The organism is Microbacterium sp. LWH13-1.2 (genome assembly GCF_038397735.1).
Taxonomy (GTDB): Bacteria; Actinomycetota; Actinomycetes; order Actinomycetales; family Microbacteriaceae; genus Microbacterium.
This window is the reverse complement of record NZ_CP151635.1, coordinates 1521218-1547662: the sequence shown is the minus strand read 5'-3', so window position 1 is coordinate 1547662 and position 26445 is coordinate 1521218. Positions and strand designations below refer to the sequence as shown.

The window sequence follows — 26445 nt, the reverse complement described above, 5'->3', positions numbered from 1 at the left end:
ACTGCGAATGGGTCGGCTGGACGGCCGCGTGGCGGGCAACCGCACCGAGGAACGTCCGGGCTCCTCAGGGCAGGACGGTGGGTAACGCCCACCCGGAGCAATCCGCGAGAAAGTGCCACAGAGAGCAGACCGCCCCGCAAGGGGTAAGGGTGAAAGGGTGGTGTAAGAGACCACCGGGGGCCATGGTGACATGGCCCGCCAGGTAAACCTCGTCCGGAGCAAGGTCAGACAGAGGATGTTGACGCGGCTCGCCGAGTCCTCGGGTAGACCGCTAGAGTGCCACGGCAACGTGTCGCCGAGAGAGATGGCCGTCGAAGGGGCGAAGAACCCCGGAACAGAACCCGGCGTACAGGTCGGCCCATTCGCCCAGACATCGACGAAGGCCCCGCTGATCCAGCGGGGCCTTCGTCGTGGTCAGGGGGCTTTCAGTCGCCGGCGAGGGATGCAGCGCCGATGATGCCCGAGTTGTTGCGGTGGATCGCCGGCACGATCGGGGTCTTGAGGTCGAGCAGCGGCAGGAAGTCTCCGGCGTTCTTCGACACGCCGCCGCCGACCACGAACAGGTCGGGGCTGAAGAGGAACTCGATGTGCGAGTAGAACTTCTGCAGACGCTCTGCCCACTCCGCCCAGCTGAGTCCCTCGCGCTCGCGCGCCGATGTCGCGGCGTACGTCTCGACCGACTCGTACTCGCCGAAGTTCAGATGACCGAGCTCGGTGTTCGGAAGCAGCACCCCGTCGTAGAGGAACGCCGACCCGATGCCGGTGCCGAGGGTGGTGAGAAGGGTGAAGCCCCGCACGTCGCGTGCCGCGCCGTGGCGAGCCTCGGCGACGCCGGCCGCATCCGCGTCGTTCACGAAGACGATGTTGCGCCCGAGCCCGTCGCGGAAGAAACGCTCGGCGTCGAAGTCGATCCATTCCTTCGAGACGTTGGCGGCGGAGAGCGTCTTGCCGCGCTTGACGATGGCGGGGAACGCCACGCCGAGGGGAAGAGTCGAGTCGTGGACATCGAGGGTCTTCAGAACCGTCTTCACGGCCTCCAGGACGTCCTGGGGTGATGCGCCCTCAGGAGTGGGGACACGCACCCTGTCAGAGGCCATGATGCCGTGCTCGAGGTCGACGATGCCTGCCTTGATACCCGTGCCGCCGATGTCGACGCCGATCGCTTTTGCCATGCTCGATAGCTTAGCGACCGACGTCAGCGCAGATAGGATCGATGACACCACGTGATGAAGGGGATCTGCCATGTCGAACGGCGATGAGAAGTACTGGTACAACCTGGAGACCGGTCAGGTGGAGTTCGGCATGATCTCGCCGTCCGCCGATCGGGTCGGTCCTTTCGACACCGAGCATGAGGCCGCCCATGCCCCGGAGAAGATGCAGGAGCGCTCGCGCGCCTGGGCTGACGAGGAAGCGGCCGAGAGCGGCTGGGACTCCGGCACCGGCAAGGGCGCAGAGTAACCGTGGACAAGCAGAGGGATTTCGTCCTCCGGACGATCGAAGAGCGCGGCGTCAAGTTCGTGCGCCTGTGGTTCACCGATGTCATCGGCACGCTCAAGTCGGTCGCTATCGCCCCGGCCGAGGTCGAGGGGGCATTCGCCGAGGGAATCGGCTTCGACGGTTCTGCCATCGAGGGACTCACCCGCAGCTACGAGTCCGACCTGCTCGCGCAGCCGGACCCCACCACTTTCCAGACACTCCCGTGGCGCGGCGAGATCGACCCCACCGCGCGCATGTTCTGCGACATCACCACGCCCGACGGTCGTCCCGCGGTCTCCGACCCCCGGCACGTCCTCAAGCGCACGCTGGCCAAGGCGGCTGACGCCGGGTTCACGTTCTACACGCATCCCGAGATCGAGTTCTATCTGCTGAAGTCCTCGTCGTTCGGTCCCGAAGGCCCCGTCCCCGTGGACTCGGCCGGTTACTTCGACAACGTTCCGGGCGGAACCGCGCACGACTTCCGTCGCCGGTCGGTGCGGATGCTCGAGGACCTCGGGATCTCCGTGGAGTTCAGCCACCACGAGGGCGGCCCCGGTCAGAACGAGATCGACCTCCGCTACGCGGATGCGCTGACGATGGCGGACAACGTGATGACGTTCCGCACCGTGATCAAAGAGGTCGCGATCGAGCAGGGCGTCTACGCCACCTTCATGCCGAAGCCGCTGAGCGGTCACCCGGGAAGCGGCATGCACACGCACATGTCGCTCTTCGAGGGCGAGCGCAACGCGTTCTACGAAGAGGGCGCCAAGTACCAGCTCTCGAAGACCGGCCGTCACTTCATCGCAGGACTCCTGCGGCACGCCAACGAGATGGCGGCGGTGACGAACCAGTTCGTGAACTCGTACAAACGTCTCTGGGGCGGCGACGAGGCTCCGAGCTTCGTCACGTGGGGCCACAACAACCGTTCGGCGCTCGTACGCGTCCCGATGTACAAGCCGAACAAGGGTGGCTCGTCTCGCGTGGAGTACCGCGCGCTCGACTCCGCGGCCAACCCCTACCTCGCCTACGCGCTCATGCTCGCGGCCGGCCTCAAGGGCATCGAGGAGGAGTATGAACTTCCTCCCGAGGCCGAGGACAACGTGTGGTCGCTCAGCGACGCTGAGCGTCGCGCTCTGGGCTACTCCGCGCTGCCGGCGAGCCTCGACCACGCGCTCGAGTACATGGAGAGCTCCGAACTCGTCGCCGAGACGCTGGGGGAGTCTGTCTTCAACTACGTGCTGCTCAACAAGCGCAAGGAGTGGGAGGCCTACCGTGGCCAGGTCACGCCGCTGGAGCTGAAGAACAACCTCGAGCTTCTCTGAGCGTCGCGCATGGCCCGTTCGGACGACTCCGTCTCTCTCTCCGCGCTGGCCAGGCTCGGTTTCGCCGAGCTCAGCGGGGCCGCGGACAACCTCGCCGAGCTGGCGACCCTGCTGGACGTCGAGCGATCGCTGCTGCTCGGTGAGGCCGACGGTGCCGACCCTGATGCCGCGGTGGAGGGGATGCTGCGCGTGGCGCGACGCGACCCCGCCCCGCTCGCCTCGCTGTTCCGCGATGCGGAGTCGCGTCGACGAGTCTGGCGAGTGTTCGGCGCATCGCAGGGTTTCGCGGACTTCTTCCTGAGGCACCCGGACGAGATCACGGTGCTGGGAGAGGTGACGAGCGAGCTGCCGTCGGCAGACCAGCTGCGCGAGCGGTTGCTGGACGCGGTGGGGGCGCACGACGGGTTCGCCGAGTCCGCAGACGATGCGGCGGTGGTGACGCTTCGCGTCGCGTACCGGCGCAATCTCGCCGAGATCGCCGCTTTCGACCTCACGGCGCACAGCCCCGTGCGCATCGTGGGCGACGTGGCCGCGGCGTTGGCCGACATAGCGGGAGCAGCGCTCGAGGCGGCACTCGCGGTCGCCCGCCGACGTCTCGCAGACACTCTGAGCCGCGAGCAGGTCGCAGCGACGCAGCTCGCGATCATCGGCATGGGCAAGGCGGGTGCGCGCGAGTTGAACTACGTCAGCGACGTGGACGTCATCTTCGTCGGCGGAACGACCGACGAGGAGGTCGTGTCCGAGGCGCGGGCTATCGACATCGCGACGCGCCTCGCACGAGAGACGATGCGCGTGCTCAGCGGGATCGAGGTCGAGCCTCCGCTGTGGGAGGTCGACGCGGCGCTGCGCCCCGAGGGCAAGCAGGGCGCTCTGGTGCGATCGCTCGCCTCGCACCTTGCCTACTACGACCGCTGGGCCAAGAGCTGGGAGTTCCAGGCCCTGCTGAAGGCTCGGCCCCTCGCGGGCGACCCCGACCTCGGCGCGGACTACATCGCCGCGGTGCAGCCCAAGGTCTTCTCCAGCGCCGCTCGCGAGAACTTCGTCGACAGCGTGCAGCGCATGCGCGAGCGCGTCATGGAGCACATCGATCCCGAGGATGCCCAATACCAGCTCAAACTCGGTTCGGGCGGGCTGAGGGACATCGAGTTCACCGTGCAGCTCCTGCAGCTCGTCCACGGCCTCACAGACCCCCGTCTGCGGACGAGGGGAACCCTCGAGAGCATCGATGCCCTGGTCGAGGGCGGCTACATCGGTCGGGCTGAAGCCGCATCGTTCGCCGACGACTACTGCATCCTGCGGCTGATGGAGCACCGACTTCAGCTGAAGGAGCTCAGCCGCACCCACCTGATGCCGCGCACGCCGGCCGGGCTCCGCGTGCTCGCGCGCAGCACCGGTCTGGGGGAGTCCGGCGAGGCGATCTGGGCGCGGTGGGAGAGCGTGCGCCGCGAGGTGCGCGACATCCACACCCGGCTGTTCTACCGCCCTCTGCTCAGCGCCGTGGCCTCACTTCCCGAAGAGGAGCGCACGCTGTCGACGGCGCAGGCGCACGACAGGCTGATGGCCATCGGCTTCCGCGACCCCGCCGGAGCCCTTCGTCACATCGGCGCGCTGACCACCGGTCTCAGCCGGAAGGCGACCATCCAGCGGCACCTGATGCCGGTCATGGTGCGCTGGTTCGCAGACGGCAGTGATCCCGACTACGCCCTGATCGCCTTTCGCCGGATCAGCGAGCGACTCGGCGACACGCCCTGGTTCCTTCGGATGCTCCGCGACTCCTCCGGTGCAGCGGAGAGCCTCACGAGGCTCCTGTCGTCGTCGCGGTACGTCGGCGAGCTCATGGAATGGATCCCCGAATCCGTCGCGTGGCTCGACAGCAGCGATCTGCTGCGCCCGCGCAGTGGTGCCGCGATCGACGAAGAGGCGCGGGCGATCCAGACCCGGCACCGCGAGGTGGGCGATGCGCTGCAGGCTGTGCGTGCTCTACGGCGCAGAGAACTGCTGCGCACCGCCATGGGCGGAGTGCTCGATGTGCTCACGATCGAGCAGATCGCGACCTCTCTCACCGAGATCACGGATGCGACGATCCAGGCGGCGCTCCGTGCCGTGCGGCGAGAGCTCGTTCCCGACGAAGACGACGCGTTCGACTTCGCGGTGATCGGGATGGGCCGGTACGGGGGAGCGGAGTTGGGCTTCGGCTCTGATGCCGACATCCTCTTCGTGTACGAGGCGAACGGCGTCGATCCTCAACGCGCTCAGACCCTCGCGACGCGCATCGTCTCGGGACTGCGAGAGCACCTCACGGATCATCGTGTGCCTCTCGACCTCGACGCGGACCTGCGTCCCGAGGGGCGGAACGGACCCATCGTGCGCTCGATCGAGGCGTATGCCGAGTACTACCGACGGTGGTCGCTGTCGTGGGAGGCTCAAGCGCTGCTGAGGGCTCGGGGAGTCGCCGGCAGTGCGAATCTGATCGAGAAGTTCACCGCATTGGCGGACAGCATCCGCTATCCCGCCGAGATCGACCTGCAGGGTGCGCGCGAGATCAAGCGCATCAAGGCGCGGGTCGAGGGCGAACGGCTGCCGCAGGGCGTCGATCCGCGGCGCCACCTCAAGCTCGGGCCGGGCACGTTGAGCGATGTCGAGTGGCTCGTGCAGCTGCTGCAGCTGCAGCACGCCCATTCGGTGCCGCAGCTGCAGACGACGTCGACGCTGACGGCCCTTGACGCCGCGGTCGGTGCCGGGTTGGTGCCGGCCGACTCGGCGGACCTGTTGCGCGAGGCCTGGTTGCTGTCGAGCCGCCTGCGATCCGCCATCACGCTGCTCACCGGCAAGACGAGCGACGTGCTGCCGACTGATCTGCGCGACCTCGATGCGATCGGTCGACTGCTCGGATATCCCGACAGATCGGCGAGTGCGCTCGACGACGACTATCTCGGCGTCACGCGACGCGCGCGCAGGGCGTTCGAGCAGCTCTTCTACGGCTAGCCTTGCTGCATGACGATCTCGAAGCTCGGTGTGATCTGGAACCCCTCCAAAGTTGACGGGGACTCGCTGCGCGAAGCCGTCGCCGCGACCTTCGACTCGGAGGGCGTCGAGACGCCCTCCGAGTGGTGGGAGACCAGCATCGAGGACCCGGGGCGCGGCATGGCCGCCGAGGCGGTCGCCGCAGGCTGCGACGTGGTGATCGCCGTCGGCGGAGACGGCACGGTCAGGGCGGTCGCGGAATCGTTGGCGGGCACGGAGTCCGCGCTCGGCATCGTGCCGCAGGGCACGGGCAACCTGCTCGCTCGCAACCTCGAGATCCCCTTGAACGACATCCCCGCCGCGCTGAAGCGGATCCGCGACGGCGAGCCGCAGCGGATCGACATGGGCTGGGTCGACCACGACGGCACCGAGCATGCGTTCGTGGTGATGGTCGGCTTCGGCATCGATGCGCAGATGCTGGTGGAGACCGACGAGGACCTGAAGAACCGTGCCGGATGGATCGCCTACGTGGAGGCGATGGGGCGTGCCCTGGCAGGCACCGAGATGACCGACATCACCCTCACGCTCGACGACCAGGAGCCCCAGGGCCTTCGCGGTCACACGATGCTGATCGGCAACTGCGGAATGGTGCAGGGCGGCATCCGTCTCCTGCCGGACGCCGTGCTCGACGACGGGCTGCTCGACATGCTGCTCGTGAGCGCCGATGGGCCCCTGCAGTGGCTCGACACGGTGCGCGCCTTCGTCTGGGAGAACGGCATCCGTCGCATGATGGGCAATGTCGACACCGCGGTGAGCACGGACTCGACGACCCACATCTCAGCGGAACGCATTCGGGTCGAGCTCGCGTCGCCGCAGACGTTCGAGATCGACGGCGAAGAGGTCGGGGCGGTCTCGGACTTCACCGTGCGGGTTCAGCCCGCGGCTCTCACCGTTCGCTGAGGGTGCCCGGCGGCACGACCTTGCTGTCCTGCGTCGGGAAGACCACCTTCTGCACGATGATGATCACGCTGGCCGCGACGGGGATCGCGACGAGAGCTCCCAGGATCCCGCCGAGTGCGCCGCCCGCGACCGCCGCGATCACGACGAGTGCGCCCGGAACAGCCACAGCCTTGTTCATGATGCGGGGAGAGAGTATGTACGCCTCGATCTGCATGTACACCAGGTAGTAGATGAAGGCGATCAGCGCGGTGACCGGGCTCACGATCAGGCAGATCAGCGAGTTGATGATGGAGGCGCTCAGAGTGCCGACGAGAGGGATCATCGACCCGATGAAGGCGATCAGGGCGAGCAGCGCCGGCACCGGGGCACCGATGATGCTCAGCACGATGAGGCTCAGGATGCCGTTGACGAGCGCGAGGCTCGCCTGGCCGATCACATAGCGTCCGACCGCACCCGACACGTCGTCGAGGAGCCCGCTGAACGTGTCGCGCTGGTAGGCGGGGACGAAGCGTGCGGCCACCTTCTTGATGCTGCGCAGCGAGGCCATGAAGTAGAGCGTGAGGATGAGGACGATCGTGACGCCCGTGAATCCTCCGGCGATGCCGGCACCGACGGCGAACACGCCGCCACCGATGTCGGCGAGATTGCCGGGATCCTGGAGGAACGACAGGATGCCGTTCGCGGCGTCCTCGAAAGTCGAGCCGAACTGGTCGTTGAGGTCCTTGAACCAGGCCGAGGCCATGATGTCCTTGACCATCTGCGGGCCGTTCTCGATCAGGTTCGCGATCTGCTGCACGAGGATCGGGACGATCGCGAGGATGATGCCTGCGAATGCGAGGACGACTCCGGCCACCACGATGGCGACCGCCGCAGGCCGGGGGAGCCTGCGCTCGAGGAAAGAGACGATCGGATCGAGGCCGAGCGCGAGGAAGATCGCCACTCCGATGTAGACCAGCACGGTAGCGAGCTGGTTGACGATGCCGCCGAGCATGAGCGCGACGAGAACACCGAGTGCTCCGAGCAGGCCGTACATGAACGGGTTGATGCGGGCGATCGCCGCGGCCGCCGTCTTCGGCTGCGCCGGGGGAGTCTCGGTCGTGTGCCGCAGCAGCTGCTTCTCGGTCTTCCGGCGCATGGCGTCGTCCCCTCTGTAGTTCCCGACCTCTCAGTGCACCACCCGTAGCCCTTCGAAGCAAGCGCGACACGGTCACGGTTGCGCGCGCGAAACCCGTGCGCGATGTCAGAGGTGTGTGGGATCGTTCCGAGATGCAGAACCTCACGCTCAGACGGTGGTCCGCCGACGACCTCGGTCTGCTCCGCATCGCGAACACCCCCGAGATGACGGCGCACCTGAACGGGGAGGAGACCGAAGAGCAGCTGTTCGAGCGCAACGAGCGGTACCTGCGCCTGTGGCGAGCAGGCGAGGCGAGGATGTTCGTCATCGAAGACGAGCACGATCGAGCGGTCGGATCGATCGGTTTCTGGCACGCCGCATGGCGCGGCGCACCGGCGCTGGAGACCGGGTGGTTCGTCGTCCCGGAGGCGCAAGGGCACGGCGTAGCCTCGAGTGCGCTCTCCCTGTTGGTCGACGACGCGCGCGCTCATCGAGACGGACGGCGCTTCCTGGTGGCGTTACCTTCCGTCGAGAATCCCGGGTCGAACGGGCTGTGCCGCAGGGGTGGGTTCGAGCTCCTGGGCACGATCACCGAGACGTTCCGAGGATCCGAGCTGACGATGAACGAATGGGTTCTCGACCTCGAGGCATGAGCGCCACCATCGCGAGGGCGAACAGCTCACCACGGCGTCGCGCTAGGTCTCCATTCGCCCCTGGCGTGCTCTGTCCCCCGAATGGCTGACAGCGCTCAGCGGATGTTCTTCCATACGATGTGCGTATGACCAGCGCTAGAGGATTCGGTGTGTCGGCGATCTGTGTGGCCGCGGCCGTGCTGATCTCGGGGTGTGCGTCGCCGTCTGCGACCGACACGGCTCCGAGTCCGTCGTCGTCGCCACGGACATCCGAGACCGCGGAACCGACACCGAGTGCGACGGCGTCCGAGGAACCACTGTTCACGGATGCGGAACTCGCTCAGACCTGCATCGATGCGACGATCAGCGTGTTCGCGCCCGACGTGCAGTTCGACATCGATGCCACCCGAATCGAGCATCGCATCGTAGAGCCGGAATGGCTTGTTCTGGTTCCGGCCACTACGGCAGGACAAGTCGCAGAATCGCAATGCACCATCGGCGGGACGCCATCGGCGCCGGTCATCGAGATGTCGTCGGGATCCATCGACCCACTTCCGGAGGAGCAGATCCAGCGTCTGATCCGCGGTGAGAACGAAGGCGGCACCGAATAGATCCTCGCCGCGACATGAGAAGAGCCCGCCAGGACGGACCTGGCGGGCTCTTTCTGCGTGTCTGAGGGTCAGACTCCGAAGTACAGCTCGTACTCGAACGGGTGCGGGCGCTGAGCCATCGGCAGGATCTCGTTCTCGTACTTGTACGAGATCCAGGTCTCGATGAGCTCCTCGGTGAAGACGCCGCCCTCGAGGAGGAACTGGTGGTCTTCCTTCAGCGCTTCGAGCGAATCCAGCAGGGAGTTCGGAACCTGCGGGATGTTCTTGGCCTCCTCGGGGGGAAGCTCGTAGAGGTCCTTGTCGACGGGCTCGTGCGGCTCGATGCGGTTCTTGATGCCGTCGAGGCCGGCCATGAGCTGCGCGGCGAAGGCGAGGTACGGGTTACCCGATGCGTCAGGCGCACGGAACTCGATGCGCTTGGCCTTCGGGTTCGAACCCGTGATCGGGATGCGGATCGCAGCCGAGCGGTTTCCGGCCGAGTAGACCAGGTTGACCGGAGCCTCGAAACCCTTGACCAGACGGTGGTAGCTGTTCAGGGTCGGGTTCGTGAAGGCGAGCACTGCGGGGGCGTGCGCGAGCAGACCGCCGATGTACCAGCGCGCGATGTCGCTGAGCTGGCCGTAGCCGGCCTCGTCGTAGAAGAGCGGCTTGCCGTCGTTCCACAGCGACTGGTGCGTGTGCATGCCCGAGCCGTTGTCGCCGTACAGCGGCTTCGGCATGAAGGTGGCGACCTTGCCCCACTCTTCGGCGGTGTTCTTGACGATGTACTTGAACTTCAGGATGTCGTCCGCCGAGTGCACCATGGTGTCGAAGCGGTAGTTGATCTCCTGCTGGCCGGCGGTGCCGACCTCGTGGTGCGAGCGCTCGAGGATGAACCCGGCGTCGATCAGCTTCAGAGTGATGTCGTCACGCAGGTCAGCGGTCTTGTCGACCGGGCTGACGGGGAAGTAGCCACCCTTGTACGGGGTCTTGTTGGCGAGGTTTCCGCCTTCTTCCTCGCGACCGGTGTTCCAGGCGGCCTCTTCGGAGTCGACCTTGTAGAAGCTCTCGCCGGCGGTGACCGAGTAGCGGACGTCGTCGAAGATGTAGAACTCGGCCTCGGGGGCGAAGACCGCGGTGTCGGCGATGCCGGTCGAGGCGAGGTACTTCTCTGCCTTCTTGGCGACCTGACGCGGGTCCTTCGAGTAGATCTCACCCGTGCGCGGGTTGTAGATGTCGAAGACCATCACGAGGGTGCTCGCCTCGCGGAAGGGGTCGACGTAGGCCGTGGTCACGTCCGGGATGAGCTGCATGTCGGATTCGTGGATGCTCGCGAAGCCTCGGATCGAGGAGCCGTCGAACAGCTGACCGTTGACGAAGAAGTCCTCATCGACGGTGGAGGCGGGGATGTTGAAGTGCTGCTGGACACCAGGGAGATCAGTGAATCGGATGTCAAGGAACTTGACGTCGTTCTCCTTGATGTAGGTCAGCACCTCGGACGAATCTTTGAACATGTACGACTCCTGGATTGCGGATCGATGGCTTCACGGCCATTGTGCACAGTACGTGCGGGGCGTTACCCCACGGTATCCGCTTTGTTTCCGGCATGTTACGCGCCGGTAGGCTGGATACGTGACGGACGCTGTGAACACGTACCCCGGAGAACGACTCGGAATGCCGCAGACGGGCACCGGCAGCATCGCCCGCCCCGGCCGCCGGATCGGCGCTCTCGTGATCGATTACCTCGCGGCGACGATCATCGCGACCGGGTTCCTCGGATACGACCAGTTCGCGCTTCCCAGCGAGGCGGGCCTGACGCAGTTCGCCCCCATGGCGGTCTTCGTGGTCCTGCAGATCCTGTTCATCCCGACGGCCGGCGGAAGCCCCGGGCACCGCATCCTCGGCATGCGGGTCGTGCGCCTCGACGGCGGATGGGTGGGTCTGTGGCGTCCGCTCGTGCGCACGTTGCTTCTCGTGATCGTCATCCCGGCTGTCATCTGGGATGCCGATCAGCGCGGTCTTCACGACAAGGCGCCGGGGCTCGTGCTCATCCGCGCCTGAGCGGAGTCATTCCTTGCCGCGGTTGCGGCGTCTGGCCTCGCGTGGCGCGCGTCCTCCGAGGAACGATCGTGCCGGGTCCACCGTGTACCCCTGCCGCAGTGCTTCGCGGCCGATAAGCATCCGGAATCCCATCTCGTCTCGGTTGCTCAGAGTGACCTCAGCCAGAACCTCGCGGTCGTGCAGTCGGATGAGCATCTCGACCACGAGTCGTTCCTGCGCGTGCCCGGACGAGCTGCGGATCGCTCGGCGATCATGCACGGGGGATTCCACGAACACGGTGTCCTCCTGGCTGTCCTGCCAGGGCTTCACCCGGAAGCGCACCCACGACACGCCGTCGCGGTCGAACTCCTGAATCTCGAATGCGTGCAACGAAGAGGTGCGTGCGCCGGTGTCGATCTTGGCTTTCAGCCAATCGACGCCGAGATCGGGCAGGCTCACCCATTCTCGCCACCCGATAAGAGTGTTTGAATGGGATGACTTACTCACCCGACCATCCTGGCAGGAAATCCCCCGTGAAGATCGCAGTGCTCTCCCGTGCGCCGCAGGCGTACTCCACCCAACGACTGCGTGCTGCCGCGCTCCAGCGTGGTCACACCGTCAAGGTGCTGAACACGCTGCGCTTCGCGATCGATCTCACGGCCGATGAGCCGGATCTTCACTACCGTGGGCGTCAGCTCAGCGACTACGACGCGATCCTGCCGCGCATCGGCAACTCGATCACCTACTTCGGCACTGCTGTGGTCCGCCAGTTCGAGCAGATGGACGTGTACACGCCCAATACCGCGAACGGGATCTCGAGCGCGCGTGACAAGCTCCGCGCCAACCAGATCCTCTCCCGCCACAACATCGCGATGCCGCCGACGGCGTTCGTCCGCAACCGAGCCGACGTGCGTCCTGCGATCGAGCGCGTCGGCGGTGCCCCCGTCGTCATCAAGCTGCTCGAGGGCACGCAGGGCATCGGCGTGATCCTCGCGCCGCAGGTCAAGGTGGCAGAGGCGATCATCGAGACCCTGCACTCGACGAAGCAGAACGTGCTCATCCAGAAGTTCATCTCCGAGAGCCGCGGCCGAGACATCCGTGCGCTCGTCGTGGGAGATCGGGTCGTCGCGGCGATGCGTCGGTCGGCCGCAGGCGACGAGTTCCGCTCCAACGTCCACCGTGGCGGATCCGTCGAAGCCGTCGAGCTCGATCCGATCTATGAGCGCGCGGCTGTGCGCTCCGCCCAGATCATGGGACTGCGCGTCGCCGGCGTCGACATGCTCGAGGGAGAAGACGGCCCTCTGGTCATGGAGGTCAACTCCTCTCCAGGTCTGCAGGGCATCGAGACCGCGACCAAGCTCGATGTCGCCGGTGCCATCATCGACTACATCGCCGGTCAGGTCGCCTTCCCCGAGATCGACGTGCGTCAGCGCCTCACGGTCTCGACCGGATACGGCGTCGCCGAGCTCATGGTGCACGGTGCGGTCGACCTCGTCGGCAAGACGCTCGGCGAGGCAGGCCTGTGGGAGCGTGACATCACGGTGCTCACCCTCCACCGCGGGGTCTCCGTCATCCCGAACCCTCGTAAGCACGTCGTCCTCGAAGCGGACGACCGCCTGTTCTGCTTCGGCAAACTCGATGAGATGCGCTCGATGGTTCCCGAGCGTCGCCGTCGCCGCGCCAAGGTGCGCCGTCTTCCGCGCCAGCCGCTCTCGGAGTGAACGAAGAAGCGCGGCCGCTCCTCATCCGAGGTGCGGCCGCGCGTCTTCGTCTGCGGGGTGGATCAGCGCGGGCGCTGCGCCCTGACCTTGGTCGGGTCGATGCCCTTGGGGATCGGCAGCGATGAGATCGACTGCGAGACCGATTCGATCCGTCGGATGACGGCGCCCATCGTCGCCTTGTCGATCACCTTGGGAAGCTTCTTGATGGTCTTGGCGAGGTCGGCGATAGCCACGTCGTCTTCGCCGTGCCCGACGTAGATCACGGTCACGGGAACACCGTGGGCCACGCGGGCGGCCTTGCTGCGCTCGTCGTTGACCAGGCGGGTCAGGCGTCCGCGAGAGCCTTCCCCGACCACCACGACGCCGCCACGACCGACGGTGCGGTACACCGCGTCCTGCGTCTTCGGGTTGATGCCCACGGGCGTCTCAGAGCCCTGCCAGTTGCGGCCGAGGCTCGTGCTGATCACGTGGCCGGTGGCGCCGGGCATGCCGTCGATCTTCTGGTACATGGCCGAGGTCGACAGGCGGGTCATCAGGAACATCGCGCCGAGGATGCCGAGCATCAGGCCGGAGATGCCCCAGAGGATGAGCGTCCACACCTGGAACGGCGGGATGAGGTAGCCGACGATGAGTCCGATCAGGACACCGAGCACCAGCAGTGCGATCTGCGCCCAGGGAAGCCACGGGTAGATCTCTCTCGTGAACTTGAAGAGGGACTTGATCTGGGAGAAGAACCCCGGACGCTTCTCGGGCGCGGACGAACGGTTTGCCATGTCCATAAGAATACCGACTCCCGGCGGCGCTCACGTCGTCGTTCGCGTCAGGCGGATTCATGCACAGGCACCCCTCCTGCACAGCGTGGAAAGGACTCGGATCCGTTCACATCGCCCAGTTCGAGACCACGGGGGCCGAGCGATGCGTTGACATGGAGACATGACAGTCGTAGAAGTGCCCCTCCGCGGTGCGTCGCTTGTGCCCGGAGCGCACCGCGTCATCAGACAGCTCGACGCCGAGGAGGGGCCGTATGCCGGAGCGCTCGTCACGCGCGGAGAGTCCGTGGTGGTGCAGATCGACTGCGAGACGCTGGCCGGATGGGCGGGCTGGGAGCACGCGGGCGACGAGCACGTCGCGGGTCCGGTCGACATCGTGCGGCGCCAGGACGGCCACGACGCCCTGCTTCCCTGGTGCACCGAGCGGATCGTTGCCTTTCTCGGACGCCGATCAGCCGCCGACGTCGCGTTCGCCGCGGGTGAGCTGACCACCATGGTGGCGAGTCTTCTGAGGGGTCTGGGCGAACTCGCTCGCGCAGAGGGCCCCGCCGTCACCGGGGACTGGTGGTTGACGGACGACGGGCGCCCGATGTTCGTGATCGGCGCGGGCGACGATGCGCGGTCGGCCACCCGGCGTCTGGTCGAGCGGATGCAGCGGGACTGCGGCGATCGTTCGCTGGGCCGCTTGCTCGGGGAGATCAGAGACGGGCTGCAGAGGAGCCGTGAGCGTCCGGGGATGCCGGTTCGGCAGCTCGAGCGGTGGGAGTCGGAGCTGTTCGCGATCGCGGCGTCGCGGCCGCTCAGGCTCGACGTGCATGCGTCGGAGAAGGCACGAGACCTCGACGTCGCCCGCCGCGTCGTGCTGGTGCCCGGAACGAGACGTGCGGCGCGGGAAGGGGGATCGGTTGACTCGACGGGTCGGGGACTCCGGGGTGCGATCGATCGAGCGATCGAGTCCGCGAGGCATCGGCTGGAGGATGGCAGGACTGCTTTCGAGGAACGATGGAGCCGGAAGGGTATCAAGGCCGGCAGAGACAGGCCACCCAGGCACGAGAAGAGACTTTCAGACGTCGTCGCCGGTGATGTCGAGCCGATGCCTCGGCGCCATGGACGCAGGCTGGTCGTGGCGGGTGCTGCGGCGGCGGTCGTGCTCGGGGGAGGTCTGCTCTGGCCGGGTGGTGCGACCGGGGAGCCCGCGGCGGAGGCGGGCCGACCGTCGCCTGCGGTGAGTGGGAGTGCTGCAGGTCCGCCGACTGCCACGCCGACGGGGCAGGCATCTCCGATCCCGGCCGTAGAGCCGACAGGTCAGTCGACCGGTTCCGACGACCCGGTGGTCGCGGCGCGAGCGCTCCTTCTCGCTGTAGGCCACTGCGCCGAGACGGGTGACCTGGCGTGCTCCGATGCGGTGGCTGCCGGATCGTCCGGGATCGTAGAGGCGCTCGCGGGGGTGGCATCGGGGGAGAAGGCGCCGGAGCTGGCCGGGATCGACGAGTACGGCGACGTTGCAGTGATCCGGGTCTCGTCGGTCTCCGGGGCTGCCGAGGGGGCGCCGCCGGAGCGGATCGAGCAGATGGTCGTGGTCGTGCGGGTCAATGAGAAATGGCTGGTCCGCGACGCCTACGACGTCGCGGACCAGCCAGGGTGAAGCTGTGGTCAGGCTCCGAGCTGAGCGGCGAACTGCGCCGACTCGAGGCGGGCCTTGACGGCGCCCAGGAAGCGGGCGGCGTCGGCACCGTCGATGATGCGGTGGTCATACGACAGTGCGAGGTACACGTACGAGCGGACAGCGATCGCGTCCGCGCCGCCGACCTTGACCAGACCGGGGCGCTTGACGACCGTTCCGGTGCCGAGGATCGCGGACTGCGGAAGGAACACGACGGGGGTGTCGAACAGTGCGCCACGCGAACCGGTGTTGGTCAGCGTGAACGTTCCGCCGGCGAGCTCGTCGGGCTTCAGCTTGTTGTCACGCGTGCGTGCGGCGAGATCAGCGATCTCGTGGGCGATCTCCGCGATGTTCTTCGATGCTGCGTCTCGCAGAACCGGCGTGAGCAGACCGCGCTCGGTGTCTACGGCGATCGACACGTTCTCGGACTCCGGGTAGACGATGTTCTCCCCGTCGACCGTGGCGTTCACGATCGGGAAGGCACGCAGAGCCTCAGCGGCAGCCAGTGCGAAGAACGGCAGGAACGACAGCTTGTCACCGGTCTTCTCGAGGAACGAGCCCTTGACGCTGTCGCGGTACTCGGCGAGTGCGGTGACATCGACCTCGACCACGGTGGTGAGCTGAGCGGTCTGCTGCATCGACTCGACGGCGCGCTTGGCGAGGACCTTGCGCAGACGCGACATCGGCTGCGTGGTACCACGCAGCGGCGAGACCTCGAGCGGAGCCGGTGCGGCAGGAGCGGCGGCTGCAGCGGGTGCAGACGTCGCACTCTCGGCGGCCTTGAGGACGTCTTCCTTGCGGATGCGTCCGCCCACGCCGGTGCCGGTGACGCTGGCGAGGTCGACGCCCTGCTGCGAGGCCAGGCGGCGCACGAGCGGGGTCACGTACAGGTTGTCGCTCTCCGTGGGGAGGGACAGCTTCGGCTCGGCGGGTGCCGGAGCAGCGGCGGGTGCCGGAGCGGCAGCAGGTGCGGGAGCCGGAGCGGCAGCAGGTGCGGGGGCAGCAGCGGGAGCCGGGGCAGCGGTGGGTGCCGGAGCAGCGGCGGGAGCCGGAGCAGCGGCGGGAGCCGGAGCAGCGGGCGCTGGGGCCTCGGCGGCCGGAGCGGGAGCCTCTGCCGGAGCCGCGGGAGCAGCACCGGAGCCGACACGGGCGAGCACGGCGCCGACGGCGACTGTCTCGTCTTCGGCGGCGACGATCTCCTGCAGCACGCCGGCGACGGGCGAGGGGATCTCGGTGTCGACCTTGTCGGTGGAGATCTCCAGCAGAGCCTCATCGACCTCGACGGTGTCGCCGATCTGCTTGAGCCAGCGAGTGACGGTGCCCTCGGTCACGCTCTCGCCCAGCTCGGGGAGGACGATGTCGGTGGCGTCGCCTGCCGGAGCGGCAGCGGGCGCGGTCTCGGCGGGAGCGGCAGGTGCGGCAGGTGCGGGCTCTGCCGGCGCCTCGGCCTGCGGTGCGGCCGGCTCGGGCGCCTGTTCGGCGGCCGGAGCCGCTGCGGCAGGAGCATCGTCGGCAGGAGCCGGGTTGCTGCCGTCGCCGATGCGCGCGAGCAGCGCGCCGACCTCGACGGTCTCGTCCTCGGCGACGAGGATCTCCTCGATCACACCGGTGATGGGCGAGGGGATCTCGGTGTCGACCTTGTCGGTCGAGATCTCGAGCAGGCCCTCATCCGCCTGAACGGTGTCTCCCACCTGCTTGAGCCAGCGGGTGACCGTACCCTCTGTGACGCTCTCGCCGAGAGGGGGGAGGACGACGGATGTGCTCATGACTGAGTCTCCTTCAAGAAGTTAAATGACGCGTGTCTAGCTTAGTGAACTGTGCACCGGTTGGTGTTCAGAGGGCGTGCAGTGGCTTTCCGGCGAGCGCGAGGAAGGCTTCGCCGAGTGCCTCGCTCTGCGTGGGGTGAGCGTGGATCAGGGGCGCGATGTCCTCGGGGTGGGCTTCCCACGCGACGGCCAGCTGGCCTTCGGTGATGAGCTCGCCCACACGATCGCCGAGAAGGTGGACGCCGACGACGGGGCCGTCCTTGAGGCGTACGACCTTGACCAGACCGCTCGTGCCGATGATCTCGCTCTTGCCGTTGCCGGCGAGGTTGTACTCGTAGGCGACGACGGCATCTGCACCGTGCTCGGCGACGGCCGCTTCCTCGGTGACGCCGACCGACGCGACCTCAGGGCTCGAGTAGGTGACCTTCGGGATCTGGATATCGGGGATGTTCGCGGGGGAGAGGCCGGCGATCCGCTCAGCGACGGCGATTCCCTGCTGGAAGCCGCGATGTGCGAGCTGCAGTCCAGGGGTGATGTCGCCCACGGCCCACACACCGGGGACGCCGGTGCGGAGGTCCTGATCGACCATGACGAAACCGCGGTCGAGGCTGACACCCGCCTCCTCGAAGCCCAGGTCGGCCGTCACAGGACCGCGTCCGACCGCGACGAGGAGGTAGTCGCCGGAGAATTCCTTGCCGTCTTCGAGCGTGACCGTGACCGATCCGTCGTCCTGCGTGGCGGTCTGGAATCGGATGCCGAGCGAGTACTGGATGCCGCGACGACGGAAGGCGCGCTCGAGCCCCTTGCTCATCGCGATGTCCTCGTTCGGGACGAGATGCGGGAGGGCTTCGATGATCGTGACCTCGGAGCCGAACGAGCGCCACACGCTTGCGAACTCGACGCCGATCACACCGCCGCCGAGGATCAGCACGCGCTCGGGGATGACATCCAGCGCCAGTGCCTGCTCGCTCGTCAGGATCCGCCCGCCGATCTCGAGGCCGGGAAGGGTGCGGCTGTACGACCCTGTGGCGAGGATCACGTCCGTGCCGACGTAGAGGTCGTCGCCCACGCTGACGGAGCGGTCGGCGGTGAGGCGGCCGGTACCGGCGACGGTCGTGATGCCGCGGGCCTTGACGAGACCCTCGAGGCCCTTGTACTTCTTCGCGACGATGCCCTCGCGGTATGCACGCACGCCGGCGGGGTCGATTCCCTCGAGCGTGGCGGAGATGCCGACGTGCGCGGCGTCGCGTACGTGCTCCGCGACCTCTGCAGCGTGCAGGAGAGCCTTCGTGGGGATGCACCCCCGGTGCAGGCACGTGCCGCCGACCTTGTCCTTCTCGATGAGGGCGACGGATTTGCCGAGTTCGCTCGCTCGCAGTGCTGCGGCGTATCCACCGCTTCCGCCGCCCAGGACGACGATGTCGAAGGTGTGCGTGGTCATGGTCATGCCTCCGTGTGGGATGCGTCGGCGAACGCGATGATCGATCGGACCATCGCGCCCGTGGGGCCCTTGTCGGTGAAGCCGTACGGCGCACCGTTGTGCTCGCCGGATCCGGCGATGTCGAGGTGCACCCAGGGGATGCGAGGGGCGTCCTTCTCGTCGGAGACGCGTCCGACGAAGCGGCGCAGGAAGAGTCCTGCGTAAGACGCACCGCCCATGCGGTCGCTCATGTTCGCGTTCTGCATGTCGGCGATGGGGGAGTCCAGCGAGTCCTCCATGTGCTCGGGGAGCGGCATGTGCCAGGCGAGCTCGTCCGCGCGCTTCGTGGCGCTCAGGAACTCGGCGACCGCCTCGTCGGCGCCGAAGACACCCGTGTGGCGGTGACCCAACGCCATGACGATCGCGCCGGTGAGCGTCGCGACGTCGATGATCACGTCGGGGTTCTCCCGGCTGGCGGCGACAAGTCCGTCCGCCATGACCAGTCGACCCTCCGCATCGGTGTTCGGGACCTCGACGGTGGTGCCGTCGAGCATCCGGATGACGTCGCCGGGGCGCAGCGCCCGACCGGAAGGCATGTTGTCGGTGATGCAGAGCCAGGCCGTGACCCGCACCGGAAGACCGAGCGTGGCGATCGCACGCAGCGCGGCGACGCTCGTCGCGGCTCCGGCCATGTCGAACTTCATGCCCACCATCGATGCCGCGGGCTTGAGCGAGAGCCCGCCGGTGTCGAACGTGATCCCCTTGCCGACCAGGGCGATGTGCCGGGTGGCGTTCTCGGGCGCGTAGTCGAGGCGCACGAGACGCGGAGGGCGGTCGGAGCCCTGGGCGACGCCGAGGATTCCGCCGAAGCCCTGCTCTGCGAGGGCCGTCTCATCGAGGATCTCGACGGTGACGTCGAGGTCCTCGACGCTGTCAGCGGCGCTCTGCGCGAGCTGAGTGGGGCTCTGCCACTCGGCAGGCACGAAGACGAGATCCTTCACGAGAGCGACAGCCTCGCCGACTGCGACGGCCCGAGCGAGCTCATGGTCGTCGAGATCCGCATGCAGCACGACCGATGTGGCGCGGCTCTTCCCGGCGTCTCTCTTGTAGCTCTCGAAACGGTACCCGCCGAGGACGGCGCCCTCCGCAGCAGCGGAGGCGAACTCCTCGAGTCCGGGGGCGAGTCCGAGTGACACGTTCTCGAAACCGGTGAGGGAGCGAAGAGCCGCGCCGACCGCGTTGCGCACGGCTGCGGCATCGGGTGTGCGTCCGACCCCGACGACGGCGAACGGCAGCTCCGTGACCTCCGGGGCGTACACGCGGGTGAACGCCGACGGCGAGCCCGTGAAGCCGATGCCCTTCAGAGAGGCGGCGAGTCCCGGGTGGTCCGACAACGACTCTGTGGAGTCGGAGATGTCGGGGATGACGAGCACTGCGGCGTCTGCAGCGCTTCCGGGGAACTGATCTGAGGTGCGCGAGAGCGCGGGAAGCGTCATGCCTCCATCCTAGGGAAGCCTGCAGGGGGAGACGCGGAGCGAGTGTTCGCTCTCAGCATGACGGCCACCGCCCGCCCGTCGGAACCTGCTCGTAGCATGGACTCATGCCCTTCTCCGGAGAGATCCATGAACGTGTAGCGAACGCGCCGGCGGTGCCGCGCGGGCTGCCCCTTGTCCTGCTCCTGACGGGTTTCACCGACGCGGGCAACGCTGTCTCAGGGCTCATCGAGCACCTCCGCGAGACGACCTCGCCCGAGCCGATCGCGGTCTTCGACAACGACGTGCTCCTCGACTACCGCGCGCGTCGCCCCGTGATCTCGTTCGATCAGGATCACCTCACGGAGTTCCGCCCTGCGCGACTCGAGCTCTCACTCGCGACCGACGCCCTCGGCCAGAAGTTCCTGCTCCTCGCGGGCTACGAGCCCGACTTCGCCTGGAACGAGTTCGCGCGCACGGTGCTCGACCTCGCCGACGAGTTCGAGGTCTCCGGCCTCAACTGGGTCCACTCCATCGCGATGCCCGTGCCCCACACCCGTCCGATCGGCACAACGGTCAGCGGCAACCGCCGCGAGCTCACGGTCGCGCACTCCGTGTGGCGTCCGCGTACGCAGGTGCCGGCGACCGCAGGGCATCTGCTCGAGTTCCGGTTCGCCGAGCATGGCGCCCGCGTCGTCGGCTTCGTCCTGCTCGTGCCGCACTACCTCGCAGAGACCGAGAATCCGGAAGCCGTGATCGCGGCCGCCGAGAAGCTCATGGCCGCCACCGGCCTCGTGATCCTGCTCGACGAGGTGCAGGAGCGCCGTCAGGACTACCTGACCCGGGTCGACGAGCAGGTGCTCGGCAATGACGAGCTGCAGCAGATGGTGCAGGGTCTCGAGCGCCGCTACGACGCCTACATGGCCGGCCGCGACCCCGAGGACGGCTCGTACGACGAGGGCGGATTCAACGAGCGCGATCTTCCTAGCGCCGACGAACTGGCCGCCGAGCTCGAGCGCTACCTCGCCTCACGTCCCAGCGGCGACGAGGACAAGCCCGGCCGAGGGTGAGCCCGGGGTTGCCATCCGGCTCGTGAACTTCAGCCGAATGCACCTGCATGCCCACACGTGTGCGATACTAGGACTCTGACCCGTTGTCAATCGATCTTTCCGGAGATCTGACTTGACAAGGGTCTTACTAGTGTCCGAAATGCTCCGGGGCCTGCGAGCGGCCCCGTGAAAGGCGAAACGTGACTCCTGCCACGACGAAGAAGACCCGGACGACGAAGAAGACCGCCGACGCTCCCGAGGTCGACGCCCCGGTCGAGGAGGCCGCTGAGAAGCCGGTTCCCAAGACCGCAGCGCAGCGGGCCGCTGCCAAGCGCGCGCCCGCCAAGAAGAAGAAGGCCGATGACATCGTCGAAGACGACGAGACTCCTCCGCCCGCAGAACCGGACGAGGACGACGAGGACTCGAAGCCCAAGTTCACGGAACCTCTGCCGACCGGCGCCATCGTCATCTCGTCGAACGACGACGAGGACGTGCCGGTCTATTCCACGCAGATCACCGGTGCGACGGCCGACCCGGTCAAGGACTACCTGAAGCAGATCGGAAAGGTCGCACTGCTGAACGCGGCCGAAGAGGTCGAGCTCGCGATGCGCATCGAGGCCGGTCTGTTCGCCGAAGAGAAGCTCTCGACGATGACCGCCGCGGAGAAGGCCGGTCAGCTCGGACTCGACCTGCAGTGGGTCGCCCGCGACGGTCAGCGCGCCAAGAGCCACCTGCTCGGCGCCAACCTGCGACTCGTCGTCTCGCTCGCCAAGCGCTACACCGGCCGCGGCATGCAGTTCCTGGATCTGATCCAGGAGGGCAACCTCGGTCTCATCCGCGCGGTCGAGAAGTTCGACTACACCAAGGGCTTCAAGTTCTCGACGTACGCCACCTGGTGGATCCGTCAGGCGATCACCCGTGCCATGGCCGACCAGGCCCGCACCATCCGCATCCCGGTGCACATGGTCGAGGTCATCAACAAGCTGGCCCGCGTGCAGCGCCAGATGCTGCAGGACCTGGGCCGCGAGCCCACGCCGGAAGAGCTCAGCCGCGAGCTGGACATGACCCCTGAGAAGGTCGTCGAGGTCCAGAAGTACGGCCGCGAGCCCATCTCGCTGCACACGCCTCTCGGTGAGGACGGCGACAGCGAGTTCGGTGACCTCATCGAGGACACCGAGGCCGTCGTCCCCGCGGACGCGGTCGGGTTCACGATGCTGCAGCGTCAGCTCGAGCAGCTGCTCGACTCGCTCTCCGAGCGTGAAGCCGGCGTCATCCGGATGCGCTTCGGGCTCGGCGACGGCCAGCCCAAGACGCTCGACCAGATCGGTGACACGTTCGGCGTGACGCGTGAGCGCATCCGTCAGATCGAGTCGAAGACGATGGCGAAGCTGCGCCACCCGAGCCGCTCGCAGTCGCTGCGGGACTACCTCGAGTGATGCAGGCGAACGAGGGCAAGGCGCTCGAGACGAGCGTCGACGGCAAGAGCTACGCACGTATTCCGCTGCGAACCCGGGTCGTCATGCCTGACGACGACCTCGACTCCGTCATCACGGAGTACGCGAAGGATGCCGTGCAGCCGGGAGACCTGCTGTTCGTGACCGAGAAGATCGTGGCGATCACGCAGGGACGCTCGTACCGTCTCGACGAGATCACTCCACGTCCGCTCGCGCGCTTCCTCTCGCGGTATGTCGTACGCACCTCCTACGGCATCGGCCTCGGCATGCCGGAGACGATGGAGATGGCGCTGCGCGAGTGCGGCACCCTGCGCATCCTCTTCGCAGCGGGCGTCTCGGTGATCACGAAGGCCTTCGGCCGTCGCGGTGACTTCTATCGCATCGCGGGCGACAAGGCCCGCGCGATCGACGGCCCCACGAAGAACACGATCCCGCCCTACAACCAGGCGGTCGTGCTCGGACCGAAGAACCCGCGCGAGGTCGCTCTCCGCATCCAGAAGCTGGTCGGCGGACAGGTTGATGTGGCGGTCGTCGACATCAACGACATCGGCGGCAACATCCTGGGATCGACTCTCGACAAGGCCGGTGAGCGCCGGCTCGTTCAGATCCTCGGTGACAACCCCCTCGGCCAGGCGACGCAGTCGACGCCGATGGGAATCGTGCGCGAGGCCTGATCCTCGCGAGTCGCGCTGACAGCAAGAAGGCCCGGATGCTCAGCATCCGGGCCTTCTTCGTGCCCGAGTCGGGTCAGCACCCGGTCGGGTCAGAACCCGATGGCGGCCTGGTAGCGAGGCTTGTGGCCCGTGCGGATGCCCGTGACGCTCGGCTTGTTCTCGTACACGCCGGCTCCCCAGTTGCCCTCGACCAGGACAGGTCCCTCGGCGGTGACCACGACGTCCCAGCCGACGTACTGGACCTGAGGCACGACGCGGGCGACCCGGTCGACGAACTCGCGCACCTCATCCATCATCGGCAGCTGGAAATCGGCGATCGGGAAGCCCGAGTCGGGGTGCGTGACGTGGACGTGCCCGTGCGAGTCGTAGCCCGAGCCCACCGAATGTCCGTCCTCGTCGAGCATGGTGTAGAAACCGCCGAAGCTCATCTGGTCGCTGACGGCTCCGCGGCCGAACTTCTGCGCCATCGCGAGGATGTGCGTCTTCTCGCCGTCGAAGAACGCGGTGATGCGGGTGGTGTTCACCGTGCCGGGGCAGACGGCGGCGAGGTCGGCGTGCTGACGGATGACCTCTTCGACCAGCACCTGCTTCTTCGACAGCAGTTCCGCATGGAAGGCGTCCCAGTCGGTCACGTCGGCCGCGTGGTAGCGGTGCACGCCGGTGCCGGCCTGACCGTGCGTCTCCTTGACGACGATCGTGCCCTGGCGCTCCGTGAAGGCGCGCAGCTCCTCGGCATTGCCCTCGGTGATGAGCATCCACTCGCGTTTGAGGAACGCGTCGAAGACGGCGTTGAACTCGGCCTTGTCGTGGAAGAGGTGCCGGTAATCGGGGTGGTCGTACTTCTGCGAGATTTCGTTGGAGACCGGGTGCGTCATGAAGGTGTCGCGCTCGGCCTTGGTGAGGATCGCGAAGTCGTAGTCGATGTAGTCCTGGAATCCGACGTTGTGTCGACCCGCCGACCACAGCATGTCGACCACCACGAGGGGCACGGCCTTGCCGTGCTGGGCGGATGACTCCTTGGCCCTCTCGATCACCGAGGCGACGTCGATGCGGCGGGCGCGCGTCAGCAGATAGCGGACGCGGGGCACGAGGGAAAAGCGTGACATGGATCTCCAAGGTCGGGGTCCCATCCAGTCTACGGGGGGCACGCAGGGCATCCTGAGAAGGCGGAGCTAGGCTGGAACCGTGTGTGAGAAGACTTCCAGCTCCCGTCCGCGGGCGATGATCTCGCGGTCGGCTCTGGCCGCGTCCGCGTCCGCAGCCGTCGACGCGGGAGGCCGGATCGCGGATCTCCGCAAGGATGCCTGGGGCCATGGAGTGCTCGCGATCGCGCACGCCGTGACGGGTGCCGGCGCCGCGGCCGTGCTCGTGGACTACGCGGAAGAGGCCGAGATGCTGCGACTCGAGGGCATCGAGGCTGTCACCGAGGGCGTGGCCGACATCGACCCTTTCCTGCTCTACGGACTGCCGGATGCCGAGGGGACGCTGCAGACGATCCCCGTGATGCGCCTCGTCGGACGGATTCTGTCGACGAAGCCGCTGAAGGCCGGAGACGCGGTCTCGTACGGCTACACGCATCGGGCAACTCGCGACACCACAGCGGCACTCATCACCGGCGGATACGCGCAGGGGATCGTTCGGGCACTTGGCAATGCGGCCCACGTCGAGATCGACGGTGTGCAACGGCCGATCGTCGGGCGCGTCGCGATGGATGTCTGTGTGGTCGATCTGCAGGATGCGACCGATCCCCAGCCGGGTGTCGACGCCACCTACTTCGGCGGGACGGGACCTGCCGGCCCGGGGCTCGCGCGCTGGAGCGCTGTGACCGGACTCACCATCGCCGAGCTCATCGCCGTGGCCGGGTCGCACGCGGAGCGGGGGTGGGAGGCATGAGCCGCCCGGAACTCCGCATCCGCACCGATCGGTTCGTGTCGAACATCGCCGCCGTGCGCGAGCGCATCGCTCCGTCGGCGCTGATGGTGGTCCTCAAAGACGACGCGTACGGACACGGGCTCCGCTGGGCGGTGGAGGCAGCCCAGAGCGCCGGCGTCGAATGGTTCGGCTCTTATGACGTCGACAGCGGTGTCGAGGCACGGCGCGTACTGGGCGAGAGCGGGCGCGTGCTCGCCTGGGTCACATCGACCGATCCCGAGATCGACGAGGCGCTGCGGCAGGGCATCGACCTCGGTGTCGGCAGCGCCGAGTATCTCGAGCGGATCATCGCGCGGGCACATGATCTCGGACTTCGCGCCCGGATCCATCTCAAGATCGACACGGGGCTGCATCGCAACGGACTGCTTCCGCAGGAGTGGGCGCAGACGATCGCGGACGTCAGAGCAGGTGAGGCCGCGGGGCAGCTCGAGCTCGTCGGAGTCTGGAGTCATCTCGCCGAGGCCAGCGACGCCGAGGACGACGAGGCCCAGGCGGCATTCCTCGAGGCCGTCCGCGTGGTCGAGGAATCCGGGGGCACCCCCGAGGCGCTGCACCTGACCGCATCCGCTGCTTCCTGGTGGCGCCCGGAGCTGCGCGGTTCCGTCTCCCGCATCGGTGCGTTCTGCTACGGGGTCCGCTCGGCCGACGGCCCGCACCTCGAGGGGATCCTGCCCGTGGCCGAGCTCGTGGCCCCGGTCGTCGAGGTCCGCGATCACGATGCGGTGATCGCGATCGGCTCTTTCGACGGGATCCCGTCCACGCTCGTGGGAGCGACTGTCGGCACACCGGACGGACCGCGCGAACTGGTCCGCATCGACATGACGACGTCCGTGGTCGCCGCGTGGCCGGGCATGCAGGTGGGCGACGCCGTTCGGGTGTTCGGGGCGGGGGAGCACGGGGAATGCAGCGCGACCACGCTCGCCGAGAGCATCGACACGGTCGGGGAGGAGATCCTCACCCGACTGACACCCCGCGTGCGGCGCGTCGTCATCGAGTGACGACGAGGGCGACTACACGAAAGCGGAGCCCGTCACATGACGGGCTCCGAGGCGGATCAGACCGAATGGCTCAGTCGATCAGACGAGCGGTCTCATCGTGCCAGCTCGTGGCGACGCTGCGCAGCTTCTCTTCGTACTTGCGTCCGTGGTGGGCGCAGAAGAGCAGCTCGGAGCCGTTGACCTCGGCCGCGATGTAGGCCTGAGCGCCACACGAATCACAGCGATCCATGGCGGTCAGGCGGAACTCGACGGCGGAGGTCTCACGTTCAGTCGTTGCGTTCATCTCGGTGCCTCCTTGAGAGTGTCGGGTTCGCTGGTTGGGCGTGCTCAATGTAACCACGCTGTGGCTGCAGTAATGCCCGGTTTGCGGCGTGTTTCGCTCAGCGCGTACGCGCAGCGCTCGCAGTGGTCGCCCACGGGGAGTGTCT

The 26445-nt window shown here is 67.2% G+C and carries 24 protein-coding genes and 1 other RNA gene; 15 read left to right on the top strand and 10 right to left on the bottom strand.

The annotated features are described in order from the left end of the window. Positions 1-8: 8 nt before the first annotated feature. Positions 9-365: RNase P RNA component class A (rnpB, locus tag MRBLWH13_RS07180), an RNA gene on the top strand. A gap of 60 nt (positions 366-425) precedes the next feature. Here the strand turns inward: rnpB and MRBLWH13_RS07175 are convergent. Further along, on the bottom strand, positions 426-1172 hold the full coding sequence (locus MRBLWH13_RS07175) for an ROK family protein (RefSeq protein WP_341957595.1): 747 nt from the start codon (positions 1170-1172) through the stop codon (positions 426-428). Positions 1173-1242: 70 nt separating this feature from the next. On the opposite strand from MRBLWH13_RS07175, the gene MRBLWH13_RS07170 reads away from it, so the two are divergent. From MRBLWH13_RS07170 to MRBLWH13_RS07155, 4 genes are read left to right on the top strand one after another with little or no spacing between them, the layout of a single operon-like run. After that, positions 1243-1458 carry an SPOR domain-containing protein gene (locus MRBLWH13_RS07170; RefSeq protein ID WP_341957593.1) on the top strand — a complete coding sequence of 72 codons (216 nt, stop codon included), beginning with the start codon at positions 1243-1245 and terminating at the stop codon, positions 1456-1458. Positions 1459-1460: 2 nt separating this feature from the next. Continuing rightward, positions 1461-2798: a type I glutamate--ammonia ligase gene (gene glnA, locus MRBLWH13_RS07165; RefSeq protein ID WP_042541155.1), complete on the top strand. Its 1338-nt coding sequence runs from the start codon at positions 1461-1463 to the stop codon at positions 2796-2798. Between the two features lie 9 nt (positions 2799-2807). Further along, positions 2808-5783 (top strand): bifunctional [glutamine synthetase] adenylyltransferase/[glutamine synthetase]-adenylyl-L-tyrosine phosphorylase, encoded by a 2976-nt coding sequence (locus MRBLWH13_RS07160; RefSeq protein WP_341957590.1) that lies wholly within the window; start codon positions 2808-2810, stop codon positions 5781-5783. Positions 5784-5792: 9 nt separating this feature from the next. Then, a complete protein-coding gene (locus MRBLWH13_RS07155; protein ID WP_341957588.1) occupies positions 5793-6722 on the top strand; it encodes a diacylglycerol kinase family protein in 930 nt (309 codons plus the stop codon). On the opposite strand, the gene MRBLWH13_RS07150 is transcribed toward MRBLWH13_RS07155, so the two are convergent. After that, complete coding sequence (locus MRBLWH13_RS07150) at positions 6709-7857, bottom strand: AI-2E family transporter (RefSeq protein WP_341957587.1); 1149 nt, start codon at positions 7855-7857, stop codon at positions 6709-6711. The genes MRBLWH13_RS07155 and MRBLWH13_RS07150 overlap by 14 nt on opposite strands. Positions 7858-7988: 131 nt before the next feature. On the opposite strand from MRBLWH13_RS07150, the gene MRBLWH13_RS07145 reads away from it, so the two are divergent. Both MRBLWH13_RS07145 and MRBLWH13_RS07140 read left to right on the top strand, forming a co-directional pair. Then, a complete protein-coding gene (locus tag MRBLWH13_RS07145; RefSeq protein WP_341957585.1) occupies positions 7989-8489 on the top strand; it encodes a GNAT family N-acetyltransferase in 501 nt (166 codons plus the stop codon). Between the two features lie 347 nt (positions 8490-8836). Then, the gene (locus MRBLWH13_RS07140; RefSeq protein WP_341957583.1) at positions 8837-9079 is read left to right on the top strand and encodes a hypothetical protein; all 243 of its coding nucleotides are present in this window, start codon (positions 8837-8839) and stop codon (positions 9077-9079) included. Between the two features lie 68 nt (positions 9080-9147). Here MRBLWH13_RS07140 and glnA (MRBLWH13_RS07135) read toward each other — a convergent pair whose 3' ends face one another. Next, positions 9148-10572, bottom strand: a complete 1425-nt coding sequence (glnA, locus tag MRBLWH13_RS07135; RefSeq protein WP_341957581.1) for a type I glutamate--ammonia ligase — start codon at positions 10570-10572, stop codon at positions 9148-9150. Positions 10573-10732: 160 nt separating this feature from the next. On the opposite strand from glnA (MRBLWH13_RS07135), the gene MRBLWH13_RS07130 reads away from it, so the two are divergent. After that, the gene (locus tag MRBLWH13_RS07130; RefSeq protein WP_341958245.1) at positions 10733-11119 is read left to right on the top strand and encodes an RDD family protein; all 387 of its coding nucleotides are present in this window, start codon (positions 10733-10735) and stop codon (positions 11117-11119) included. 6 nt (positions 11120-11125) lie between these two features. Here the strand turns inward: MRBLWH13_RS07130 and MRBLWH13_RS07125 are convergent, their stop codons facing one another. Then, positions 11126-11605: a RimK/LysX family protein gene (locus tag MRBLWH13_RS07125; RefSeq protein WP_341957579.1), complete on the bottom strand. Its 480-nt coding sequence runs from the start codon at positions 11603-11605 to the stop codon at positions 11126-11128. A gap of 26 nt (positions 11606-11631) precedes the next feature. Between MRBLWH13_RS07125 and MRBLWH13_RS07120 the strand changes: the two genes are divergently transcribed. Further along, on the top strand, positions 11632-12819 hold the full coding sequence (locus MRBLWH13_RS07120) for a RimK family alpha-L-glutamate ligase (protein WP_341957577.1): 1188 nt from the start codon (positions 11632-11634) through the stop codon (positions 12817-12819). Between the two features lie 62 nt (positions 12820-12881). On the opposite strand, the gene MRBLWH13_RS07115 is transcribed toward MRBLWH13_RS07120, so the two are convergent. Further along, complete coding sequence (locus tag MRBLWH13_RS07115; RefSeq protein ID WP_341957575.1) at positions 12882-13592, bottom strand: DUF4191 family protein; 711 nt, start codon at positions 13590-13592, stop codon at positions 12882-12884. A 160-nt stretch (positions 13593-13752) separates the two neighbouring features. On the opposite strand from MRBLWH13_RS07115, the gene MRBLWH13_RS07110 reads away from it, so the two are divergent. After that, a complete protein-coding gene (locus MRBLWH13_RS07110) occupies positions 13753-15234 on the top strand; it encodes a hypothetical protein (RefSeq protein ID WP_341957573.1) in 1482 nt (493 codons plus the stop codon). Between the two features lie 8 nt (positions 15235-15242). Here MRBLWH13_RS07110 and sucB read toward each other — a convergent pair whose 3' ends face one another. The 3 genes from sucB to MRBLWH13_RS07095 form a co-directional block, all read right to left on the bottom strand. Beyond that, a complete protein-coding gene (sucB, locus tag MRBLWH13_RS07105; protein ID WP_341957571.1) occupies positions 15243-17018 on the bottom strand; it encodes a 2-oxoglutarate dehydrogenase, E2 component, dihydrolipoamide succinyltransferase in 1776 nt (591 codons plus the stop codon). Positions 17019-17085: 67 nt separating this feature from the next. Next, on the bottom strand, positions 17086-18459 hold the full coding sequence (lpdA, locus tag MRBLWH13_RS07100) for a dihydrolipoyl dehydrogenase (protein ID WP_341957569.1): 1374 nt from the start codon (positions 18457-18459) through the stop codon (positions 17086-17088). A gap of 2 nt (positions 18460-18461) precedes the next feature. Then, entirely contained in the window at positions 18462-19934 is a 1473-nt protein-coding gene (locus tag MRBLWH13_RS07095) for a leucyl aminopeptidase (RefSeq protein ID WP_341957567.1), read from the bottom strand. A gap of 104 nt (positions 19935-20038) precedes the next feature. Here MRBLWH13_RS07095 and MRBLWH13_RS07090 point away from each other — a divergent pair, with 104 nt between their 5' ends. The 3 genes from MRBLWH13_RS07090 (at position 20039) to MRBLWH13_RS07080 (ending at position 23087) form a co-directional block, all read left to right on the top strand. Then, positions 20039-20980 (top strand): PAC2 family protein, encoded by a 942-nt coding sequence (locus tag MRBLWH13_RS07090; protein WP_056307490.1) that lies wholly within the window; start codon positions 20039-20041, stop codon positions 20978-20980. 179 nt (positions 20981-21159) lie between these two features. Next, positions 21160-22395 (top strand): RNA polymerase sigma factor, encoded by a 1236-nt coding sequence (locus tag MRBLWH13_RS07085; RefSeq protein WP_056307492.1) that lies wholly within the window; start codon positions 21160-21162, stop codon positions 22393-22395. Next, a complete protein-coding gene (locus MRBLWH13_RS07080) occupies positions 22395-23087 on the top strand; it encodes a coenzyme F420-0:L-glutamate ligase (RefSeq protein WP_341957564.1) in 693 nt (230 codons plus the stop codon). The genes MRBLWH13_RS07085 and MRBLWH13_RS07080 overlap by 1 nt, the downstream gene beginning before the upstream one ends. Positions 23088-23176: 89 nt before the next feature. On the opposite strand, the gene MRBLWH13_RS07075 is transcribed toward MRBLWH13_RS07080, so the two are convergent. Further along, on the bottom strand, positions 23177-24193 hold the full coding sequence (locus MRBLWH13_RS07075; RefSeq protein WP_341957562.1) for a sugar-transfer associated ATP-grasp domain-containing protein: 1017 nt from the start codon (positions 24191-24193) through the stop codon (positions 23177-23179). A 79-nt stretch (positions 24194-24272) separates the two neighbouring features. On the opposite strand from MRBLWH13_RS07075, the gene MRBLWH13_RS07070 reads away from it, so the two are divergent. Both MRBLWH13_RS07070 and MRBLWH13_RS07065 read left to right on the top strand, forming a co-directional pair. Next, a complete protein-coding gene (locus tag MRBLWH13_RS07070; protein WP_341957560.1) occupies positions 24273-24980 on the top strand; it encodes an alanine racemase C-terminal domain-containing protein in 708 nt (235 codons plus the stop codon). Further along, positions 24977-26017: an alanine racemase gene (locus tag MRBLWH13_RS07065; protein ID WP_341957558.1), complete on the top strand. Its 1041-nt coding sequence runs from the start codon at positions 24977-24979 to the stop codon at positions 26015-26017. Before MRBLWH13_RS07070 ends, MRBLWH13_RS07065 begins: the two co-directional genes overlap by 4 nt. 70 nt (positions 26018-26087) lie before the next feature. Here MRBLWH13_RS07065 and MRBLWH13_RS07060 read toward each other — a convergent pair whose 3' ends face one another. Beyond that, positions 26088-26300, bottom strand: a complete 213-nt coding sequence (locus tag MRBLWH13_RS07060) for a hypothetical protein (RefSeq protein ID WP_341957557.1) — start codon at positions 26298-26300, stop codon at positions 26088-26090. Positions 26301-26445 lie beyond the last annotated feature (145 nt).